At 73.8% G+C, this 21,674-nt stretch carries 16 protein-coding genes and 1 pseudogene; 2 read left to right on the top strand and 15 right to left on the bottom strand.

Annotation, left to right across the window (positions count from 1 at the left end; translation table 11 throughout):
- Positions 1-16 precede the first annotated feature (16 nt).
- On the bottom strand, positions 17-4,249 hold the full coding sequence (locus AC0OLQ_RS12705) for a S8 family serine peptidase (protein ID WP_484531471.1): 4,233 nt from the start codon (positions 4,247-4,249) through the stop codon (positions 17-19).
- Positions 4,250-4,439: 190 nt separating this feature from the next.
- Between AC0OLQ_RS12705 and AC0OLQ_RS12700 the strand changes: the two genes are divergently transcribed.
- A complete protein-coding gene (locus AC0OLQ_RS12700) occupies positions 4,440-4,874 on the top strand; it encodes a DNA-binding protein (RefSeq protein WP_484531470.1) in 435 nt (144 codons plus the stop codon).
- A gap of 63 nt (positions 4,875-4,937) precedes the next feature.
- Positions 4,938-5,291: an MmcQ/YjbR family DNA-binding protein gene (locus tag AC0OLQ_RS12695; protein ID WP_484531469.1), complete on the top strand. Its 354-nt coding sequence runs from the start codon at positions 4,938-4,940 to the stop codon at positions 5,289-5,291.
- Between the two features lie 58 nt (positions 5,292-5,349).
- Here the strand turns inward: AC0OLQ_RS12695 and AC0OLQ_RS12690 are convergent, their stop codons facing one another.
- From AC0OLQ_RS12690 to AC0OLQ_RS12625, 14 genes and pseudogenes are all read right to left on the bottom strand, one after another.
- Positions 5,350-5,919, bottom strand: coding sequence for a glycoside hydrolase family 15 protein (locus AC0OLQ_RS12690; protein WP_484531468.1), 570 nt, complete (start codon positions 5,917-5,919; stop codon positions 5,350-5,352).
- On the bottom strand, positions 5,832-7,178 hold the full coding sequence (locus AC0OLQ_RS12685) for a glycoside hydrolase family 15 protein (RefSeq protein ID WP_484531467.1): 1,347 nt from the start codon (positions 7,176-7,178) through the stop codon (positions 5,832-5,834). Before AC0OLQ_RS12685 ends, AC0OLQ_RS12690 begins: the two co-directional genes overlap by 88 nt.
- Positions 7,179-7,224: 46 nt before the next feature.
- Positions 7,225-8,034 (bottom strand): SDR family oxidoreductase, encoded by an 810-nt coding sequence (locus AC0OLQ_RS12680; RefSeq protein ID WP_484531466.1) that lies wholly within the window; start codon positions 8,032-8,034, stop codon positions 7,225-7,227.
- Positions 8,035-8,237: 203 nt separating this feature from the next.
- Positions 8,238-9,701: an argininosuccinate lyase gene (gene argH, locus AC0OLQ_RS12675; protein ID WP_484532335.1), complete on the bottom strand. Its 1,464-nt coding sequence runs from the start codon at positions 9,699-9,701 to the stop codon at positions 8,238-8,240.
- Between the two features lie 79 nt (positions 9,702-9,780).
- The gene (locus AC0OLQ_RS12670) at positions 9,781-10,986 is read right to left on the bottom strand and encodes an argininosuccinate synthase (RefSeq protein WP_357342551.1); all 1,206 of its coding nucleotides are present in this window, start codon (positions 10,984-10,986) and stop codon (positions 9,781-9,783) included.
- Positions 10,983-11,498, bottom strand: coding sequence for an arginine repressor (locus tag AC0OLQ_RS12665; RefSeq protein WP_484531465.1), 516 nt, complete (start codon positions 11,496-11,498; stop codon positions 10,983-10,985). Before AC0OLQ_RS12665 ends, AC0OLQ_RS12670 begins: the two co-directional genes overlap by 4 nt.
- Positions 11,495-12,469, bottom strand: coding sequence for an ornithine carbamoyltransferase (gene argF, locus AC0OLQ_RS12660; protein WP_484532334.1), 975 nt, complete (start codon positions 12,467-12,469; stop codon positions 11,495-11,497). The genes AC0OLQ_RS12665 and argF overlap by 4 nt, the downstream gene beginning before the upstream one ends.
- Positions 12,426-13,665, bottom strand: a pseudogene (locus AC0OLQ_RS12655) (acetylornithine transaminase); the annotation flags it as partial. The pseudogene AC0OLQ_RS12655 and the gene argF, both read right to left, overlap by 44 nt.
- Complete coding sequence (gene argB / locus AC0OLQ_RS12650; protein ID WP_484531464.1) at positions 13,662-14,549, bottom strand: acetylglutamate kinase; 888 nt, start codon at positions 14,547-14,549, stop codon at positions 13,662-13,664. The gene argB and the pseudogene AC0OLQ_RS12655, both read right to left, overlap by 4 nt.
- A gap of 58 nt (positions 14,550-14,607) precedes the next feature.
- Complete coding sequence (gene argJ / locus AC0OLQ_RS12645) at positions 14,608-15,780, bottom strand: bifunctional glutamate N-acetyltransferase/amino-acid acetyltransferase ArgJ (RefSeq protein ID WP_484531463.1); 1,173 nt, start codon at positions 15,778-15,780, stop codon at positions 14,608-14,610.
- Positions 15,777-16,778 (bottom strand): N-acetyl-gamma-glutamyl-phosphate reductase, encoded by a 1,002-nt coding sequence (gene argC, locus AC0OLQ_RS12640; protein ID WP_484531462.1) that lies wholly within the window; start codon positions 16,776-16,778, stop codon positions 15,777-15,779. Before argC ends, argJ begins: the two co-directional genes overlap by 4 nt.
- Before the next feature lie 160 nt (positions 16,779-16,938).
- Positions 16,939-19,488, bottom strand: coding sequence for a phenylalanine--tRNA ligase subunit beta (gene pheT, locus AC0OLQ_RS12635; RefSeq protein ID WP_484531461.1), 2,550 nt, complete (start codon positions 19,486-19,488; stop codon positions 16,939-16,941).
- A 40-nt stretch (positions 19,489-19,528) separates the two neighbouring features.
- Positions 19,529-20,602, bottom strand: a complete 1,074-nt coding sequence (gene pheS, locus AC0OLQ_RS12630; protein ID WP_484531460.1) for a phenylalanine--tRNA ligase subunit alpha — start codon at positions 20,600-20,602, stop codon at positions 19,529-19,531.
- A 170-nt stretch (positions 20,603-20,772) separates the two neighbouring features.
- Complete coding sequence (locus AC0OLQ_RS12625; protein ID WP_484531459.1) at positions 20,773-21,657, bottom strand: TrmH family RNA methyltransferase; 885 nt, start codon at positions 21,655-21,657, stop codon at positions 20,773-20,775.
- Between the last annotated feature and the right edge of the window lie 17 nt (positions 21,658-21,674).

Raw genomic sequence — 21,674 nt, 5'->3', positions numbered from 1 at the left:
GCGACACGGCTGTCGGTCAGTCGCGGATCGGCAGCCGATAGACGCCACCGGAGCCGGTGCCGGCGTACAACCAGCGGCCGTCGGGACTGGTCACCAGGGCGCGCACCGACGGATCGGGCAGACCCGCGCCGATGTTCACCCAGGTACGACCGCCGTCCGTGCTGCGCAGCACGCCCCGGCCACCGCGGATCAACCCGGCCGGCGAGTACGCGCCGGTGCCGGCGTACAGGTTGTCCCCGGACGCGACGATCTGGCTGACCTGGATGGGCAGCCCGTCCCGGCCGGCACCCAGCTGGTGCGCCGCCGTGAAGGTACGTCCCCCGTCGGTGCTCACCCGGATCTCCGCGCCCCCGACGACGATTCGACGCTTGTCGACGCTCAGCGCGGTCACCGGACCGTCGAGCACCTTCACCCGGGTGGCGCCGCCGTCGTCGGAGCGCCACAGGCCGTCCTCGTCGCCCAGCCACACCCGCCTGGCGTCCCCGGGGTCACCCGCGACCGCCGAGTACAGCGCCTTGTGGTCGATCTTCTTCCACGACGTGCCGCCGTCCCGGCTGACGAAGAGCCCTCTGCCCCGCAGGTCGACGTAGGGGATGAAGATCTGCCGGGGGTCGGCCGGGTGCACCGCGAGCCCCAGTGGGGTGCCGTCGAGCTGGACGACGTCGGACCAGGTGGCGCCCGCGTCCCGGCTGCGCACGAGCCGGCCGAGGGACAGGGCGTCCCGGTAGAGCTTCCAGACCGTCCGGGGATCGGACGGCGAGACCGCCAGCCCGCTGACCGTCAGTCCCGCCTGACCCTCGGCGCCGGAGGCGCCCCAGTCCAGTTGGGCCGGATCCGCCGGGAGTTGCGCGCTGTACAGGTCGACGTCCGTGCCGGCGAGCAGCTTCTCGTCGGTCACCGCGAGCTCGTTGACCGACTGCCCGGGTACGCCGACGCGGGTGAAGGTCTTCGCGTCGCCGGTGGCGTACACGCCCACACCCTCCATGCCGAGCAGCAGCGTACGGTCGTCGCCCGGCCACTGCGCCACGTCGTACGTGGTCGCGTGGACCGGCTTCTCGACCCGGCTCCAGGTCCGGCCGCGGTCGCGGCTCAGCTGCGCCTCGTCGGACCCGTCGGCCAGCAGGGTGTCGCCCGTGCCGCTGACCGCGGCCAGGTTGTCAACTGCCGTCATCCGCTGCCAGTTCCTGCCGCTGTCGGTGGTGCCCCAGACGCTGTCGTCGATCTGGCCCACCACCACGGTCTCGCCGACCACGGCCAGGCTCCTGGGCCAGGTGGTGTAGTCGCCGACGGCACGGACGAGCTGCGGGACACCGGACAGACCGGCCCACCGCCAGATGCCGTCGTCGGTCGCCACGTACAGGTCTTCCCCGGCGAACTCCGTGCCCCAGACGCCACCCGTCCACGGGGCGGCCGTCGCCGTCCAGGTCTCACCACCGTCCCGGCTGGTCCGGAGGGTGTCACCGGTCACCGCGACCAGCGTGCCGGACGGATCCTGGGCGAACCCGTCGACCCACGCGTCCGGGAAGGACAGCGTCTGCCAGGTCCTGCCGGCGTCGTCCGTGCGCAGCACCCTGCCGTGGTAGGTGTCCCAGTTGTTGACGGCGACCCACATCCGGTCCGCCCGCTTCTGGTCGATCAGCACCTTCGGCTGGCTCGCGGTGCCGGCCACCGGGGTGAGCCGCTCGTACCGCCAGGTACGGGCGTGGTCGGTGGTGAGCCAGATACCGGCGGTGTAGGACGGCGCGACCACGAGCCGGTTCGGGTCGGCGGCGGTGGTGCTCACCGTGCCGCCGGTCGAGTTCGGCCCGACCAGTTCCCAGCGGCTGTCGCCCTGCGGCTCCGCGACGTCGAACGTGGTCCGCCCGACCAGCGTCGGTCCGGACGCCGTGGGCACCGTGACCGTCGCCGTGTGGACGCCGGGCTCGGATCCGATGACCGGGGCCCGCCACCACAGGTCGTGGTCGGCCTGCATGGTCACCGCGGTCTGCTGGCCGCTCAGCGAGCGGATCGTCACGGTGGGCGCGGCGGCGGCCGACTCCAGCGTGTACGTGAAGACCTCGGTGTGGCCGTCGCTCGGGTCGGGCGAGACGTACACCTCGGGGGTACGCACCGCGAGCAGGTACGGCACCCGCAGGTCCGGCGTGCCCTCGGGCGCGTCGACGGTCAGCCAGCCGGAGACGTCGCCACTGCCCTGGTCCGGACCGGTGGTGGTGATCCGTACGGTCACCGTGGCTCGGCCGCCGGCGGCGACCGTCACCGTGCTCGGTTCGACCTGGGCCGTACCGGGACTGCCGGCCGCAGGGGTGATGCCGAGACGCAGCCGCTGGGGCTCGTCACCGTCGTTGCGCAGCGCCACCGTGCGGGTGGCCCGCACCTGGTCGCGGGACAGGTCGGCCAGGCCGAACGACAGCGCGGGCGGATCGGCGGTCACCACGGCGCCGACCGCCGAGGCGACGTCCAGCCGGCCGGCCCCCGCCACGGCGGGCCCGTTCGGCACGGCCCTGGCCGAGCCGATCAGCGCGGCGGCGACCCGAGGCGCGGGCAGCTCCGGCCGGAGTTGACGCAGCAGCGCGGCCGCTCCGGCGACGTGCGGGGCGGCCATGCTGGTGCCGCTGAGCCGGAAGACGCCGGACGCCCAGAGGTCGGTCGGCACCGACGAGCGGATCTCCACCCCGGGGGCGACGATCTCGGGCTTGAGCTGCCAGCGCGGGCCGGGGCCGCGGGAGGAGAAGTCGGCGATCTCGTCGGTGGCGTCCTCGCCGGAGATGGTGATCCGTGTCCGACCGGCGGCCAGCAGGGTGTGGAACTGCAGGTACTGGTTGGGGTCGAAGGAGTCGAGGATGACCAGCCGGTCGAAGCGCAGGTCGTCCTCGGCGCCGAGGGTGGTCGACGCCTTGGCGGGCAGCACCCCCGGCTCCATCGGCCCGAGGTCGACGCCGGGGTTGTAGCGGATCGCGGCGATGGCGCCCCGCCGTTCCGCCTCCATCAGGAGGTCCACGTCGAAGTTCACCACGCCGGCGAGGAGCACCACCTTGCCGCGGATGTCGCCCGCCCTGGCGAGGTCGTCCGGGGTGCCCTCGCCGAGATCCACCACGTCGCCGGTCACCGGCCTGGCGGGCGGGTTGGCCGAAGACGGGTTGCGGATCGCCTCGACCCGCTCCCGGACGGGGCTGGCCAGGTGCGCGACCGGTTGACGCAGGCCGCTGGTGGAGGCGCCGACCGCGATCACCCCGTCGGCGGCGGCCGGGCTGCCGATGGTCCGCTCGCCCGGGCCGGAGTTTCCGGCGGCGGCGACCACCACCACGCCGGCCTGGGCGGCCCGGGTCGCGGCCTGTCCGATCGGATCGGTGCCGTCGCCCTGGCCGCCGAAGCTCATGTTGATCACGTCGGCCCGGTTCGGGTTGGCCGGGTCGACCGCGGCCTCGATGCCGGCGAGGATGTCCTCGTCGGTACCGGACCCGCCCGCGTCGAACACCTTGTACGCGGTGAGCGTGGCGTCCGGCGCGACGCCGGTGACCGCCATGGGACCGCCCGCGCCGGTGCCCGCGATGATGCCCGCCACGTGGGTGCCGTGGGCGTTGTCGTCGGCCGGGTCGGCGTCGTCGTTGACGAAGTCGTAGCCGCCGGCGACCTTGTAGCCGGGGCCGAAGCCGCCGCCCAGCGCGGGGTGCCGGTAGTCGATGCCGGTGTCGATGACCGCCACGGTGACGCCGGCGCCGCGTACCGGCCGGCCGGCCGGGTCCTTGCGCTGCCAGACCTGCGGGGCGCCGATCAGCGGCACGCTGTCCAATGGGGCCGCCGCGCCGCCGCCCGGCCCGGTGCGGAGGTTCGCCGGTGCGCCGTCCACGGCATGGATCTGGAACGTCTGTACGCCGTGCACCGACTTGACGCCCGGCAGCCGGCGCAGGGCGTCGACCTGGCCGGCCGGCACCTCCACCGCCATGCCGGGCAGCAGGACGTGGTACGACCGCCGGTGGGTGAGCGTGATCCGGGCGCGCCTGGCCGCTTCGGTCACACCGTGCTCGACGCCGTCGACGGCGGCGCGGGCCTGGCGTACCCGGTCGGCCGACTGCGCGTCGACGGTGCCGGGCCCGGGCGCGGCGGCGATCGTCGGGGTCGCCTCGAACTCGACGATCACGGTCTGGGGTGGCCCGCTCGCGGGCGCGGCGGTCGCCGCACCCGCGGTGAGCAGAGTCAATGCCAGGAGCGGGACCGTCGCTGTGGCGACGGCCCGTCTGCCGGCGGTCATGGACATGATCATGGCTATGAAGCGAACTAGTCCCGCCCGCCGTGGGCAACGGCTGGCAAACGTCACGTTGGCGCCGTGGCACATCCTGGCCACGGCCAGGTGAACGCCTGAACCCCGAGCGACCTCGCCCAGAGGTGAGCATGAATTGCTTTCAACGGGGTGTTGACAAAGAGTCGTTCAAGGGTGTGGGATGAACGACATGGTCACGCTGGACAACGACCCGTTCACCGCTCCGGATGCTGCCCAGGCGCGGGCGCACCGCAACTACGCGGCGCTGCTGCGGATCGCCGAGCGGCACGCCGGCACCGACGCCCGCCGCCGGCGCTACGCGCACCCCGACGTCCCCGACGCCTACGAGGCGGCGACGCTGGTGATGGCGCTCGCCGGCGGGGCGGAGCTGGCGGAGGGCGAGGAACCGGTCGACCAGGCGGACCTGATGGCCGCGCTGACCCTGATCCCGCACGTGCGCGCCGAGGTCGACGCGCTGGAGGCGGGGCTGTTGCAGGTGGCCCGCGGCCGGGGGATGACCTGGCAGGCGATCGCCTTCGGGCTGGGGCTGGGCAGCGCCCAGGCGGCCCGCCAGCGCTACGAGCGGCTGACCGTGCGCACCGGCACCGGCGACTGAGCACCGGCCGACTGTCACCGCGGCGGGTGAGACTGGTCCGGTGACCGGCACGAGAGGGATGCGATGACGCGCGAGGAGATGCTGTCCTACTGCCTGGCGAAGCCGGGCGCCTGGCTGGACCAGCCGTGGGAGGGCGACGAGGTGGTCAAGGTGGGCAGCCGGATCTTCGCCTTCCTCGGGTCCGCCGACGGCGAGGCGCGGGTGGGGGTCAAGTGCGGCCCGTCCCGCGAGGTCGCCGACGAGTGGGTGCACCGGTTCCCCGAGGACGCCCGCCCCTCCCCCTACATCGGCCGCTCGGGTTGGAACACCCTCCGGCTCGGCGGCGACATCCCCGACGACGAGCTGCGAGAGGCGCTCGACGGGTCGTACGACGCGGTGGTGGCGAAGCTGCCCAAGCGCGAGCGCCCCACGGGCTGACGGGCCCCGACCACTGTGGTGACCAGTCGCTGCGAAACGTCGCGGCCGGGCTTGCGGGTCAGGCGGTCGCGTCGGATGTGGCCCGGGCCAGGCTCACCCCGCCGGCGATGATCCCGATGTGACTGAATGCTTGCGGGAAGTTGCCGATGAAGGCACCCGTGGCGGGGTCGATCTGTTCGGACAGCAGACCGAGCGGGCTCGTCCTCGCGCACAAGGACCCGTACAGCTCGTGCGCCTCTTCGAGGCGTCCCTGCTGGACGAGGTTCTCGACCAGCCAGAAGCTGCACAGCACGAAGGCGCCCTCGTCGCCTGTGATCCCGTCCGGCGCGTCCTCGTGCAGGTAGCGGTAGAGCAGCCCGTCCCCGGCGGACAGCCGTTGGGCGACAGCGGCAGTGGTGGCGACCATCCGGGGATGGGTGGCGGGTAGCACCCGCCGCAGTGGCAGGGCCAGCAGGCTCGCGTCGAGCACTCCGCCGCCGTCGAGATGAGCGCTGAGCGTCTGGGCCTTCTCGTCCCAGGACCCCTCGAGGACACGTCGGGTCAGCTCGGCGGCCGCCGCACGCCACCGGGCTGTCGATCCGGGCAGGCCGAGCTGTTCGGCGAGGGCCGCCGCCCGATCCAGCGCCACCTGGCACATCCCGGCCGAGTAGGTGAACACCCGGCCGCGCCCCGGATCTCCCAGAGCCCCTGATCCGGTTCCCGCCACGCCCACTCGGCGGCGTCAGCGAGCCCGCGCAGTTGGGCCCACAGGGCCGGCTGGAGCTCCCCTCCGCCGCGTACCCATTGGTCAGCGCCGTCGAGCACTTCTCCGTAGACGTCGTGCTGGCGCTGGTCGGCCGCGCCGTTGCCCCAGTGCACGGGGGCCGAGCCGCGGTAGCCCTCCAGCCCCGGGTCCTCGATGTCGTCGGGCACCGGGCCGCCGTCGAGGGTGTACATGATCCGTGGTTGCCGGCTGCGCTCGAAGGCGTCGAGCACCCATCCGAGGAACGCGTCCGCTTCGTTCCGGAATCCGACGCGGCGCATGGCGAACACGGTGAAGGCGGCGTCGCGGACCCACACGTAGCGGTAGTCCCAGTTGCGGACGCCCCCGATCGGTGCGGGCAGCGAGGACGTCGGTGCTGCCACCATGCCGCCGTTGACCCAGTCGTCGCACAGCTTGAGAGTGATCGCCGAGCGACGGACCAGGGGCTCCTGAGGACCGCTGTAGGTGAAGTGGGCAATCCAGCGTCGCCACGCGTCCGCCGTCGTCGCCAGCATCTCCTCGGCGTCGAAGCGGTGGTGGCGGTGGACCCGGCCCCAGGAGAGCACCAGGTCCAGGTGTTCGCCTTCCCGCAGGTCGAAGGTGGCCGGCAGGCTCGTCAGCGGGCGATCGGCGCGCAGGTGCAGTCGCAGGTCGGGTCGCCGGGAGGGCCGAATTTCCAGGCCGTCGAACGCGGCGTGGGTCTGGCCGCCGTCGCGGGGCTGCAGGTCGACGTCCAGCCGGACCGTGCCGTCGAGGACGCGCGCCGAGCGCACGAGTTCCGCGCGTCCGGCCGGTGCGTCGTCGGTGAGATCGGCGCCCGGGCGCACCACGATCGCATCGGTGATCTGGAGCAGGCCGGTGGCGGTGCGCAGCTCGGTGACCAGGACAGCGGTGTCCGGGAGGTAGTGCTGTCGCGCCTCGCGCAGATCCTGCGCGGTGACGGTGAAGTGCCCGCCGCGCTGCTTGTCGAGCAGGCCGGCGAGAACCGGTTCGGCATCGAAGCGGGGTAGGCACAGCCAGGGAATCGAGCCGTCGACGCCGACGAGCGCCACGGTCGCGCCGTCCCCGATCAGACCCATGTCCTCCAGGCGAAGGTAGCCGTCGGGCCGGTGCACGGGCCGCAAGGGAGGGTTCAGGTCAAGCATCGGCTCGCCTCCTGACGTGGCACCCCGGCGCCCGGGGCCACCTCGTTCAACGGGCGAGAACCCGGCCGCCGAACAGGGCCAACGTCTCACCGGTGACGTAGCTGCTGTCCGCGTTGCTGGCGAAGAACAGGAAGGCGGGGGCGATCTCCTCGGGCTGCGCGGGCCGGCCCAGCGGTACGCCGTCGGTCTGGTCCCCGTACCCGGCCAGCTGCTCGGGACTACGGCTGGAGGCGTTCAACGGGGTCCACACCGGTCCGGGCGCTACACAGTTCACCCGGATGCCCCGCCCGGTCAGTTCCGTCGCCAGCGACTTGGTGAAGGTGTGGATCGCGCCGTTGGTCTCCGCGTACCCGATGAGCGACGGGTTGCCCTCGAAACCGGCGACCGAACCGCAATTGACGATGCAGCCGCCCGCGGGCAGGTGCGGCAGCGCCGCGCGTGCCATGTAGAAGTAGGCCGACACGTTGGTGCGGAACAGCTCGTCGAGAGCGTCGTCCGGAACGTCCGCCAGCGACGAGTACTGGAACAGGATGGCGGCGTTGTTCACCAGGATGTCCAGCCGGCCGAACTCCGCGACGGTGCGCTCCACCGCCGAGTCGCAGAACGAGGAGTCCTTCACGTCTCCGGTCAGCACCAGGCAGCGCCGTCCCTCCTGCCCCACCAGTTCACGAACGTGGTCCGCGTCCTCCTGCTCCTCGGGCAGGCACACGATGGCCACGTCCGCCCCCTCCCGGGCGAACAGGATCGCGACGGCGGCGCCGATGCCGCTGTCCCCTCCGGTGATCAGCGCGGCGCAGTCGGTGAGTTTTCCGGATCCGCGCAGCGCCTTCGCCTGGTTGCGCGGCCGCGGATCCATCCGGGCATCCAGTCCCGGCCTCGGCTGGGACTGCCCGGGAAACGGTGGCGTGGGCTGTTCGACAACTCTGTCCATCACGTCGCCCCCTAGGTCCCGCCGCGCATGCCCCTTGCCGCACCGGCTAAACACGGCCCAGGCCCCCAGCGTGATGCTGGGGGCCTGGGCATGCGTCATCCGACGGCGTCGGCCGGCGACCTGGTGACTCAGCGGGGCACCACCCGCTCGGCGGTCCAGTCCCGCCAGCCGGCCAGCTTGTCCGCGGCGGCGGCGAGCTGGTCGGCCACCGGCGCGGGGCCGGTGGAGCCGGGGGTGATCCGGGCGGCCAGGGCGGAGCGCACCGAGAGCACGTCCCGCACCGAGGGGTCGAGGTGCTCGCTGACCGCGGCCAGGTCCTCGTCGGAGACCTCGTCCAGGGCGCAGTCACGGGCCACGCAGAGCGCCACCAGCTTGCCGGTGATCTCGTGCGCGGCGCGGAACGGCACGTTCCGGCGGACCAGCCAGTCGGCGACCTCGGTGGCCAGCGAGAAGCCCACCGGCGCGGCGGCCACCAGGCGGTCGACCCGGACGGTCATCGTGGAGATCATTCCGGCGAGCGCGGGCAGCAGCAGCTCCAGGGTGTCGACCGCGTCGAACGCCGGCTCCTTGTCCTCCTGCATGTCCCGGTCGTAGGTCATCGGCAGGCCCTTGAGCATGGTGAGCACGCTCATCAGGCCGCCGACCAGACGGCCGGACTTGCCCCGGGCCAGCTCGGCGATGTCCGCGTTCTTCTTCTGCGGCATGATCGACGACCCGGTGGCGAACGCGTCGTCCAGCTCGACCCAGCCGAACTCGTGCGACGTCCACAGCACCACCTCCTCGCCAAGGCGGGACAGGTGCACGCCGATCATCGCGGTGGCGAAGAGGAACTCGGCGACGAAGTCCCGGTCGGCCACCGCGTCCATCGAGTTGGCGAAGGACGTGCGGAAGCCCAGTTCCTTGGCCACCGCCACCGGGTCCAGCGGCAGGCCGGAGCCGGCGAGCGCGCCCGCGCCGAGCGGGCTGACGGCGCACCGGTGGTCCCAGTCACGCAGCCGCTCCAGGTCCCTCAGCAGCGGCTGCACGTGGGCGAGCAGCCAGTGCCCGAAGGTGACCGGCTGGGCGTGCTGGAGATGGGTCATGCCGGGCGCGGCGGTCTCCACGTGCCGCTCCGCCTGCTCGACCAGGGCCTCGGCCAGCTCGACCAGCCGGGCGGCCACGCCGCGGGCGTGGTCGCGCAGGTAGAGGCGCATGTCGGTGGCGACCTGGTCGTTGCGGGAGCGGCCGGCGCGCAGCTTGCCGCCGAGGCTGCCGAGCCGCTCCAGCAGGCCGCGCTCCAGGGCGGTGTGCACGTCCTCGTCGTCGACCGTGGGCCGGAACGCCCCGGAGGCGCAGGCGGCCTCCAGGTCGTCCAGTGCGGCCAGGATCTTCCCCAGCTCCTCCGGGTCGAGCAGGCCGGCGCCGGCCAGCACCCGGGCGTGCGCCCGGGAGCCGGCGATGTCGTACGGGGCGAGGCGCCAGTCGAACTGGACGCTCACCGACAGCCGCGCGAGCGCCTCGGCGGGCCCGCCGGCGAACCGGCCTCCCCAGAGACTCGTCCGGTTGGCGGGGGCGCTGTTCTCGGTCAGGCTCTTGTCGTCCACCCCACCCATTGTGGCAGCGCTCACCTTTCGCTCCCGACTGCGGGGCTCACTCGCCCCGCTCCTTCACTCCTCGCGCTCGCACTCACGGTCAGGAGCCGCCCAGCCGGGCGTCCCGAGCGGCCGCCATCTTGCTGGGCAGGCCCCACAGCTGCACGAAGCCCTTGGCGAGGGACTGGTCGAAGGTGTCGCCGGTGTCGTAGGTGGCCATGCCGAAGTCGTAGAGGCTGGCCTCCGAGCGCCGGCCGGTGACGGTGGCCCGGCCCCCGTGCAGGGTGAGCCGCACCTCGCCGGAGACGTGCTGCTGGGCGTCGTCGATGAACGCGTCGAGCGACTGCTTCAGCGGCGAGAACCAGAGGCCGTCGTAGACCAGCTCGCCCCAGCGCTGGTCGACGCCGCGCTTGAACCGGGCCAGGTCCCGCTCGACGGTGACCGCCTCCAGCTCCTGGTGGGCGGCGATCAGCGCGATCGCGCCCGGGGCCTCGTACACCTCGCGGCTCTTGATGCCGACCAGGCGGTCCTCGACCATGTCGAGCCGGCCGACGCCCTGGGCGCCGGCGCGCCGGTTCAGCTCCAGGATCGCCTGGTACGGGGTGACGGTCTCGCCGTCGACGGCGACCGGCACGCCGGCGTCGAAGGTGATGACCACCTCGTCGGCGTCGCGCGGCTCGGCCGGGTCGGCCGTGTAGGAGTAGAGGTCCTCGATCGGGCCGTTCCAGATGTCCTCCAGGAAGCCGGTCTCCACGGCGCGGCCCCACAGGTTCTGGTCGATGGAGTACGGCGACTTCGCCGACACGTCGATCGGCAGCCCCTTCTCCTCGGCGAAGGCGATGGCCTTGTCCCGGGTCCAGGCGAAGTCCCGAGCCGGGGCGATGATCTTCAGGTCGGGGGCGAGCGCGCTCAGGCCGACCTCGAAGCGGACCTGGTCGTTGCCCTTGCCGGTGCAACCGTGCGACACGATGGTGCCGCCGTGCTTCTTCGCCGCGGCCACCAGGTGCTTGACGATCAGCGGCCGGGACAGCGCGGAGACCAGCGGGTAGCGGTCCATGTAGAGGGCGTTGGCCCGGATGGCCGGCAGGCAGTACTCGGCGGCGAACTCGTCGCGCGCGTCGACCACCTCCGACTCGACGGCGCCGCAGTCCAGCGCGCGCTGCCGGATGGCGTTCAGGTCCTCGCCGCCCTGGCCGACGTCGACCGCGACCGCGATCACCTCGGCGCCGGTCTGCTCGGCCAGGTAGGGAATGGCGACGGAGGTGTCGAGACCCCCGGAGTACGCCAGGACGACCCGCTCGGTCATGGTGTGGTGCTCCCTTCAACGTTCTCTTCCCGGCGGGCCCACGCGGCGAGCTTGTCGCCCAGTGCGGCGCCGCCGTCGGCCTCGCGGGCCACGACGAGGATGGTGTCGTCGCCGGCGATGGTGCCGACGATCTCGGACAGGCCTGCTCGGTCCAACGCGCTGGCCAGGTACTGGGCTGCGCCCGGCGGGGTGCGCAGCACGGCGATGTTGCCGCTGGAGTCGACCCCGTTGAGCAGTTCGCGCATCAGCCGGACGAGGCGGGCCGGTGCGGCCTCGGCCTCCCGCAGCGGCCGGTGGCCGTCCTCCGGGATCAGGTAGACGCCCCGCCCGTCGCCGCCGCGCGCGGTGACCGCCCCGAGTTCCTTGAGGTCCCGGGACAGGGTGGCCTGGGTGACCTGGATGCCGTCACCGGCGAGCAGGTCGGCCAGCTCGGTCTGCGAGTGGACGGCCTGGTCGCGGATCAGCTCGACGATGCGGGCGTGCCGGGCGGTACGGGTCAGCGGGGCGGTCACCGAGCCTCCTTGGTCGCGGCTGCGGGGCTCGCAGGCTCACTCCTCGCGCTCCCGGATGTCTCCAGGAGAAACGTCAGCAGCGCCTTCTGGGCGTGCAGGCGATTCTCCGCCTGGTCGAAGACGGCGCTGCGCGGCCCGTCGAGCACCTCGTCGGTGATCTCCTCGCCCCGGTGGGCGGGCAGGCAGTGCAGCACGATCACGTCGGCCGCAGCGTGGCCGAGCAGCGCGTCGTTGACCTGGTACGGCAGGAAGGGAGTGATCCGGTCCTGGCCGTCGGACTCCTGGCCCATCGAGGTCCAGGTGTCGGTGGCGACCACGTCGGCGGCGCGGACCGCCTCGACCGGGTCGGTGAGCACCCGGACCGAGCCGCCGATGCCGGAGGCGATCTTCTCGGCCCGGGCCACGATCTCGGGCTCCGGCTGGAAACCGGCCGGGCCGGCGATCCGCACGTGCATCCCGGCGGTCGCCCCGGCCAGCAGGTACGAGTGCGCCATGTTGTTCGCGGCGTCCCCGAGGTAGGCCAGGGTATGCCCGGCGGTGGCGCCGAAGTGTTCGCGGACGGTGAGCAGGTCGGCCAGGAGCTGGCAGGGGTGGTAGGTGTCGGTGAGCGCGTTGACCACCGGCACGGTGGCGTGCGTGGCGACCTCGGCGATCCGGTCGTCGCCGTGGGTGCGCAGCACGATCGCGGCGACGTAGCGGGACAGCACCCGGCCGGCGTCGGCCAGCGTCTCGCCCCGGCCGAAGTGGGTGACCTGGGTGTCCACCACGAGCGGGTGCCCGCCCAGCTCGGCGATGCCGGCGTCGAAGGAGATCCGGGTGCGCAGGCTCTGCTTGTCGAAGAGCACCGCCACCGACTTCGGCCCGGCGAGGGGCTGGAACGCGAACCGGTCGGCCTTCATCCGGGCGGCCAGGTCGAGCACGGTGGCCTGCTCGGCGGGCGAGAGGTCGTCGTCCCGCAGGAAGTGCCGGATCATGCGGGGACCTCCGTGGCGGTGGGGGCGGGAGCGGCGGCATGGAGGGCGGCCGGCAGCGCGGCGAGGAAGGCGTCGACCTGCTCGGCGCTGAGGATCAGCGGCGGGGCGAGCCGGACCACGCCCGGCTGCACCGGGTTGACCAGGAAGCCCGCCTCGCGCAGCGCGCCGGCCAGCGCGCCGGAGACCGGCGCGTCGAGCACGATGCCGAGCAGCAGCCCGGCGCCGCGGACACCGGCGACGAGGGGGTGGCCGAGCGCCTCGACGCCGCGGCGCAGCCGCTCCCCGATCCGCTTGACGTGGTCGAGCAACCCCTCGTTGGCGATGGTGGCGACCACGGCGAGCGCCGCCGCGCAGCTGATCGGGTTGCCCCCGAACGTGGTCCCGTGCGAGCCGGGGCGCAGCAGTTCGGCGGCCCGCCCGAAGGCCAGGCAGGCGCCGAGCGGCAGTCCGCCGCCGAGCCCCTTGGCCAGGGTGACCACGTCCGGCTCGACGCCCTCGGCCTGGTGGGCGAACCAGTGCCCGGTGCGGCCGACGCCGGTCTGCACCTCGTCGAGCACCAGCAGCGCGCCGTGCGCGGCGGTGATCCGGCGGGCCTCGGCCAGGTAGCCGGGCGGCGGGACGACGACGCCGTTCTCTCCCTGGATCGGCTCGATGATCACCATGGCGGTGGCGTCGGTGACCGCCCCGGCCAGGGCGGCCGCGTCGCCGTACGGCACGTGGGTGACCTCGCCGGGCAGCGGGCGGAACGGGTCGGCCTTGGCGGGCTGCCCGGTCAGCGCCAGGGCGCCCATGGTCCGGCCGTGGAAGCCGCCGTGGGTGGCCACCACGTGGGTGCGTCCGGTGAGCCGGGAGAGCTTGAACGCCGCCTCGTTGGCCTCGGCGCCGGAGTTGGCCAGGAACACCCGGCCGGGGCGGCCGGCCAGGGCCAGGAGCAGCTCGGCCAGGGCCACCGGCGGCTCGGCGACGAACAGGTTGGACACGTGCCCGAGGGTGGCGACCTGCCGGGACACGGCGGCCACCACGGCCGGGTGGGCGTGGCCGAGGGCGTTGACGGCGATGCCGCCGAGCAGGTCGACGTACTCCCGGCCGGCCTCGTCGACCACGACGGCGCCGGAGCCGGAGACGAGCGCCAGCGGCGGGGTGCCGTAGTTGTCCATCATGGCCTGGCCCCAGCGTTCGACCAGCGTGCTCATGACGAGATCACCATCGTGCCGAATCCTTCCGAGGTGAACACTTCGAGGAGCGTGGAGTGGGCGACCCGGCCGTCGACGACGTGCGCGGCGGGCACTCCCCCGCGCACCGCCCGCAGGCAGGCCTCCATCTTGGGGACCATCCCGGATTCCAGGGACGGCAGCAGCTTCGCCAGGTCGTCGGTGGTGATCTCGCTGACCAGGCTGGCCGTGTCGGGCCAGTCGGCGTAGAGGCCGGGCACGTCGGTGAGGACGACCAGCTTGCGCGCCTCCAGCGCGATGGCGAGCGCGGCGGCGGCCGTGTCGGCGTTGAGGTTGTGCAGCACCCCGTCGACGTCCGGCGCGACCGTGGAGATGACCGGGATCCGGCCGGCCGCGATGAGGTCGGCCACCGCCGAGACGTCCACCGACTCCACGTCGCCCACCTGCCCGACGTCGACCGGCTCCCCGTCCACGTACGCCGGGCGGCGCACCGCGGTGAACAGGCCGGCGTCCTCGCCGGAGAGGCCGACGGCGAACGGGCCGTGCGCGTTGATCAGCCCGACCAGCTCGCGGCCGACCTGCCCGACGAGGACCATCCGGACGACGTCCATGGCCTCGGGGGTGGTGACCCGCAGGCCGCCCTTGAACTCGCTGGCGATGCCGAGCCGGCCGAGCATGGCGGAGATCTGCGGACCGCCGCCGTGCACGACGACCGGCTTGAGGCCGGCGTACCGGAGGAAGACCATGTCCGCGGCGAACGCCCGCTGAAGGTCGGGGTCGACCATGGCATTGCCGCCGTACTTGACCACGACGGTGGCGCCGGAGAAGCGGGCCAGCCAGGGCAGGGCCTCGATCAGCGTCTCGGCCTTGACCTGGGCCCGGGTGAGATCGGCGGTGAGGCTCATGACCGCGCCCGCTTCCCGTTAGCGACTGCGGGACTCCGCTCCGCTGCGTTCCTCGCGCTCACGACGAGTACGCCGAGTTCTCGTGCACGTACGCGTGCGACAGGTCGTTGGTCCAGATCGTCGCCGCCGCGTCGCCGGCGTGCAGGTCGATCCGGATGGTGACGTCCCGCCCGGTGAGGTCGACCTTGGCCCGGTCCTCGGCGGCGGCGCCGCCCCGGCACACCCAGACCCCGTTGACCGCGACGTCCACGCCGTCCGGCTCGAAGGCGGCGGCGGTGGTGCCGACGGCGGCGAGGATCCGCCCCCAGTTCGGGTCGTTGCCGAACAAGGCGGTCTTGACCAGGTTGTTCCGGGCCACCGAGCGGCCCACCTCGACCGCGTCGTCCTCGTCGGCCGCGCCGACCACGTCGATGGCGATCTGCTTGGTGGCGCCCTCGGCGTCGGCGATCAGCTGCTGGGCCAGGTCGTGGCAGGCGGCGGTGACCGCGGCGGTCAGCTCCGCCTCGGTCGGCTCGATACCGGACGCGCCGCTGGCCAGCAGCAGCACGGTGTCGTTGGTGGACATGCAGCCGTCGGAGTCGACCCGGTCGAAGGTGACCCGGGTGGCGGCCCGCAGCGCGGCGTCCAGGGTCTCCGGCCCGGCCACCGCGTCGGTGGTGAGCACGCAGAGCATGGTGGCCATGGCCGGGGCGAGCATCCCGGCGCCCTTGGCCATGCCGCCGACGGTCCAGCCGCTCCCCCGGGCCACGGTGGTCTTGGGCCGGGTGTCGGTGGTCATGATCGCCTCGGCGGCCGGGTGACCGCCGTCGCGGGACAGGCCGCGCACCGCGCCGCGGACGCCCGGGAGCAGCTTCTCCATGGGCAGCCGCTCGCCGATCAGGCCGGTGGAGCAGACCGCCACCTCGCCGGCGCCGACCATGAGCCGGGGGCTGCTGGCGGTGAGCGCGGCGGCGGTGTGCTCGGCGGTGGCGTGGGTGTCCTGGAAGCCGGCCGGGCCGGTGCAGGCGTTGGCGCCGCCGGAGTTGAGGACCACGGCGCGGACCACGCCGCCACGGACGACCTGCTGGGTCCAGAGCACCGGGGCGGCCTTGACCCGGTTGGCGGTGAAGACGCCGGCGACCCCGGCGTCGGGTCCGTCGTTGACGACGAGGGCGACGTCGCCGGCGCCGTCGGCCTTGAGGCCGGCGGCCACGCCGGCGGCGCGGAAGCCCCGGGGGGTGGTGACTGTCATGGCGCGACTCCGAAGGTCGACAGGCCGGTGGTCTCGGGGAGGTCGAACATCAGGTTGGCGTTCTGCACGGCCTGGCCGGCCGCGCCCTTGCCCAGGTTGTCGATGGCGCTGACCACGATCACCCGGCCGGAGTCGGCGTCGACGGTGGCCTGGAGGTGGCAGGAGTTGCCGCCGGCCGTGGCGGCGGTGTGCGGCCACGCCCCCTCGGGCAGCAGGTGCACGAAGGGCTCGTCGGCGTACGCCCCGGCCAGCACCTCGCGCGGATCGACGTCGCCGGTGGGGACGGCGGTGACGGTGGCCAGGATGCCCCGCGGCATGGGTGCCAGGACCGGGGTGAAGGAGAGGCTGGTCGCGCCGGTGGCCTGCTTGATCTCCGGCACGTGCTGGTGGGCGCCGACCTTGTAGGGCGACAGGTCGCCCATCACCTCGCTGCCGAGCAGGTGGGGCTTGGCGGCCCGGCCGGCGCCGGAGGTGCCGGAGGCGGCGACCACCACCACGTCGGCGGGGAAGACGGCGCCGGCGGCGATCAGCGGGGCGAGCGCCAGGGTGGTGGCGACCGCGTAGCAGCCGGTGCTGGCCACCCGGTCGGCCGCGGCGATGGCGGCTCGCTGGCCGGGCAGTTCGGGCAGGCCGTAGGTCCAGGCGCCGGCGTGGTCGCCGCCGTAGTAGCGGTCCCAGGCGTCGGCGTCGCGCAGCCGGTGGTCGGCGCCGAGGTCCACCACCTTGACCGAGCCGGGCAGGGCCGCGGCCAGGGCCGCCGACTGGCCGTGCGGCAGGGCCAGGAAGACCAGGTCCGCGTCGGCCAGGGCGGTCGGGTCGGTCGCCCCGAAGGCCAGGTCCAGCCCGGCGAGCTGCGGGTGTACGGCGGCGACGGGCCGGCCGGCCGAGGCGTGGGCGGTGGCGGCGACCAGGTCGAACTCGGGGTGGCCGGCGAGCAGCCGGAGCAGCTCGCCGCCGGCGTACCCGCTCGCCCCGGCGACCGCGACTCGGATGCCCATACTCACCTCCGCATGACTATGCAACGAAGGCTAGCAGTGATGATCCGCCCCTGCAAGTTCATACGGCGTGATGCATGAAACTGCGCAGCGGGTGGGAAACCCTCGACAGACGGCGACGGCCCTGCGGGTGAACCCGCAGGGCCGTCGTAACCGGCGTTCGTCAGGCGCCGCGCAGCGTGGCGCCGAAGCGGCGGGCGGCCTCGGCCACCGCCGCGTCACGGGCGGCCACCGCCTCCTCGCCCGCGAGGGTCCGGTCCGGTGCCCGGAACGTCAGCTTGTACGCCAGCGACCGGCGGCCCGCGCCGAGCTGCTCGGACGCGTACACGTCGAAGAGCCGGACGTCCTCCAGCAGCGGGCCGGCCCCCTCGACGAGGGCCCGTTCCACCTCGGCGGCCGGGACCGACTCGTCCACCACCAGCGCCACGTCGATCAGCGCGGGCGGGAAGGTGGAGACGGCCGGGCCGGCCACCACCGGCGCGGCGGGCAGCGCGTCCAGGTTCAGCTCCATGACGCTGGTCCGCCGGGGCAGCTCCAGCGTCGCCACCACGTTCGGGTGCAGCTCACCGGCGTACCCGACCACCGTGTCGTCCACCAGCAGCTCGGCGCAGCGGCCGGGGTGCCAGGGGGCCCGCTCGGCGGCCCGGACGGTGACCCGGTCGGCCGGGAGGCCGGCGGCGGCCAGCACGGTCCGGCCGGCCTCGACGGCGTCCGCCCAGCCGGCCGCGCGGCCCGCGCCCCACCAGCCGGTCGGCTCCATCTCGCCGGTGAGCGCCACGGCGACGTGCCGCGGCTGGTCCGGCACCACCGCGTCGGCGCGGGCGAATTCCTCGTCGGTCGGGCGCCGGTCCACCCCCATGGCCGGCGGGGCGCCGGCGCCCGGACGCGGGTGGAACACCACGCCGATCTCGTAGATCGCCACGTCCCGCTGGCCCCGGCCGACGTTGCGCTTGAGGATGCCGAGCAGCGGGCCGAGCAGCGTGGTGCGCAGCAGCGGCTCCTCCTCGGACAACGGGTTGGCCACCCGCACCGCAGGCCGGCGCGGGTCGTCGGCCGGCAGGCCGAGCTGGTCGACCAGCTCTGCGGAGACGAACGGGTGCGCCAGGACCTCGACGTACCCGCGCTCGGCGAGGGACCGGGCGACCGCCCGGCGACGCTGCTGCTGCGCGGTCAGGCCGCGGCCGGGAGGCGCGGTGGGCAGCACCGACGACACCCGGTCGTAGCCGTCGAGGCGAACGACCTCCTCGACCAGATCGGCCGGGTCGGTGAGGTCGGGCCGCCAGGTCGGCGGCATCACGCTCAGCACCTCGCCGCCCGCCGCGGCGGCCACGCCGGTCTCGCCCGGGTCCTCGCCGAGCCGGTCGGCGCCCCGGGTGACCGTGCAGCCGACCTGCTCCAGCAGCTCCACCACCCGCTCCGGCGGGTACGCCACGCCGACCCGGCGCGACGGCAGGTCCACCGGCAGGGCCACCGGGGTACGCGGCCGGACGTGGTCGAGGTCGAGGATCTCGGCGCCGACCGTGCCACCGGCGTGCTCGGTGAGCAGCCGGACCGCCTTCTCCAGCGCCACCAGCGGGAGCGCCGGGTCGACGCCCCGCTCCCAGCGCTTGGCCGCCTCGCTGAACAGCTTGTGCCGCCGGGCGGTGCGGCCGACCATGGCCGGGTCCCAGTGCGCCGCCTCGAAGAGCACGTTCGTGGTGGAGGCGACGACCTCGCTGGTCTCGCCGCCCATCACCGCGGCGAGCGAGATCGGCCCGGTGTCGTCGCAGATCACCATGTCCTCGGCGACCAGCGTGCGGGTGACCCCGTCCAGGGTGGTCAGCTTCTCCCCCGGCTCGGCCCGGCGGACCACCAGCGGGCCGCTGATCCGGTCGGCGTCGAAGGCGTGCATCGGCTGGCCGAGTTCGAGCATCAGGTAGTTGGTGATGTCGACCGGCAGCGAGATGCTGCGGACGCCGGCCACGGTGAGCCGCCGGGACAGCCAGCCGGGGGTCTGCGCGGTCGGGTCGACGCCGCGGACCATCCGGGCGGCGAACCGGTCGCAGCCGACGATGTCGCGCACCTCGACCGGGTACGCCGGCTCGGCGGTCGCGCCCGGGGCCGGGAGGTCGGCGGGGTCGTGGAACGGCACCCCGAGGGCGTGGGACAGCTCGCGGGCGAGACCCCGGACGCTGAGCGCGTACCCGCGGTCCGGGGTGATCTCCAGCTCGACCACGACGTCGTCGAGGCCGACCACCGGGCGGGCGTCGTCGCCCGGCTTGGCCGGGGTGTCCTCGGGCAGCACGATGATGCCCGCGTGGTCGTCGCCCAGGCCCAACTCCTTCGCGGAGGTGATCATGCCGGCGGAGGTGCGCCCGTACGTCTTCCGCGCACCGATGTGGAAGTCGCCGGGCAGCACGCCGCCGGGGAGGATCACCACGACCCGGTCGCCCTGGGCGAAGTTGCGCGCCCCGCAGACGATCTCCTGCGGCTCGCCGGTGCCGTTGGCGGCACCGACGTCCACCTTGCAGAAGCGGATCGGCTTCTTGAAGCCGGTCAGCTCCTCGATCTCCAGCACCTCACCGACCACCAGCGGGCCGGTGACGGTCTCCCGCAGGTCCACCACCGAGTCGACCTCGATGCCGAGGTCGACCAGCGCCTGCTCCAGGTCGCCGGTGGGCAGGTCGGCCGGGAGGTCGACGTACTCCCGCAGCCAACTGACAGAAACTCGCATGACTGTTAAACCACCGTCTCCGTAACTCGTGCCCGCACCGTCAGACCCCGAACGCGCGGGTGAACCGCACGTCGCCCTCGGCCATGTCCCGCATGTCGCTGACCCCGTGCCGGAACATCACGGTCCGGTCGATGCCCATGCCGAAGGCGAATCCGGAGTAGACCTCCGGGTCGATGCCGCAGGCGCGCAGCACCCGCGGGTTCACCATGCCGCAGCCGCCCCACTCGACCCACTGCGGACCGTCCCGGTGCTCCGGGAACCAGACGTCGAACTCGGCGGACGGCTCGGTGAACGGGAAGTAGTGCGGCCGGAACCGGGTCTTCGCGCCCTCGCCGAACATGGCCCGGGCGAAGTGGTCCAGCGTGCCGCGCAGGTGCGCCATGGTGATGCCCTTGTCGACCACCAGGCCCTCGACCTGGTGGAAGACCGGGGCGTGGGTGGCGTCCAGCTCGTCGGTGCGGTAGACCCGGCCGGGCACCACCACGTAGATCGGCGGCTTGCGGGTCAGCATGGTGCGCGCCTGCACCGGCGAGGTGTGGGTGCGCAGCACCAGGCCCGAACTCTCCGCGCCCGTCGAGGGGGCGATGTGGAAGGTGTCCATGAGGCCGCGCGCCGGGTGGTCGGCGGGGATGTTCAGCGCGTCGAAGTTGGTCCACTCCAGCTCGACCTCGGGGCCCTCGGCCACCTCGTAGCCCATCCCGATGAACAGGTCGCTGATCTGCTCCATCAGGGTGCTCAACGGGTGGCGGGCGCCACGCGGCCGCCGGTCGTAGGGCAGGGTCACGTCGACCCGCTCCTCGACCAGCACCCGCTCGGCCTGCTCGCGCTCCAGGATTTCCTGCCGGGCCGCGTACGCGGTCTCGATGGCGCGACGGGCCTCGTTGACCCGCTTGCCGGCGTTGGACTTCGCGGCCGGCGGCAGCGCGCCGATCTCCCGGCGCGCCAGCGACACCGGGGACCGGTCCCCGAGGTGCGCCGGGCGCAGCGCGGTCAGCGCGTCCGGGTCGGCGGCGGCGGCGAACGCCTTCTCGGCGTCGGCCACGGCCGCGGCCAGGGCGTCCGGGTCGAGCAGGGCGACCTGCTTCGGGTCGTACGGATCGTTGCGGTAGCTCATGGCGTACGGGCACTCCCTCACGGCGGCGCCGGCCCTCACGGGCGGCTAGGCGAGTCTACGGACGCGCGGCTTCGCCGCAGCCCGCCGGTGGGAGTCGAGCAGGAGGAAGGGTCAGGCCCGCCGCCCGCCGACACCGGCGGGCTGGCTAAACGAACGCCGTGGCGCGTTCATCATTCGGCTGACTCCCCTGCTGTGTGGCCGCGCGGACCCGCGGGTCGGCGCAGCGCTCTCGCTGAAGCGTACAGGCAGACGGCCGCGGCCGCAGCCAGGTTCAGGCTCTCGGCGCGCCCGTGCAGCGGCACCCGGACCCGGGCGTCGGCCGCGGCGGTCAACTCCTCGGGCAGCCCGTGCGCCTCGGAACCGAAGAGCCAGGCGGTCGCGGCGGCGAGCCGGCCGGCGTCGGCGAGGTCGTCGAGGTCGCTGTCGCCGTACCCGGTCGTGGCCAGGACGGTGAGGCCGGCGGAGCGCAGCGCGGCGACCACGGCGACCGGCTCGGTGGCGCGGACCACGTCGACGTGGAACAGGCTGCCGGCGGAGGCCCGCACGCACTTGCCGTTGTAGGGGTCGACGGCGTCGCCCGCGAAGATCACCGCGCCGGCGCCGGCCGCGTCGGCGGTGCGCAGCACGGTACCGGCGTTGCCGGGGTCGCGGATCTCGGCGAGCACCGCGACCAGGCGGGGCCCGCGCGCCAGGGCGGCGTCCAGGGGTACGTCGAGGTGCCGGCAGACCGCGACCAGGCCCTGCGGGGCGACGGTCTCGGCGAGCGCGGCGAGCGCCTCGTCGGTGACCTCGGAGATCGGCACGTCGGCCCGGGCCGCGAGCGCGGCGAGGTCGGCGTACCGGTCCAGGGCGGCCGGGGTGCCGAACAGCTCGACCACCGTGCCGGCGCGGGCGAGCGCCTCGCGGACGGCCTGCGGCCCCTCGGCCAGGAACCGGCCGGTGGTCTCCCGGTCCCGCCGGCGCTGGAGCCGGCGGGCGGCGACCACCCGCGGGGTACGCGGGGTGAACGGGCCGGGAACAGCGTCGAGGCGCCTCCCGCGCGATGGTGACTGCATGGGAGACGCCTCGATCT

It is taken from the genome of Micromonospora sp. Utrum1 (assembly GCF_057197805.1).
This window is presented reverse-complemented; position numbering and strand designations above follow the sequence as displayed.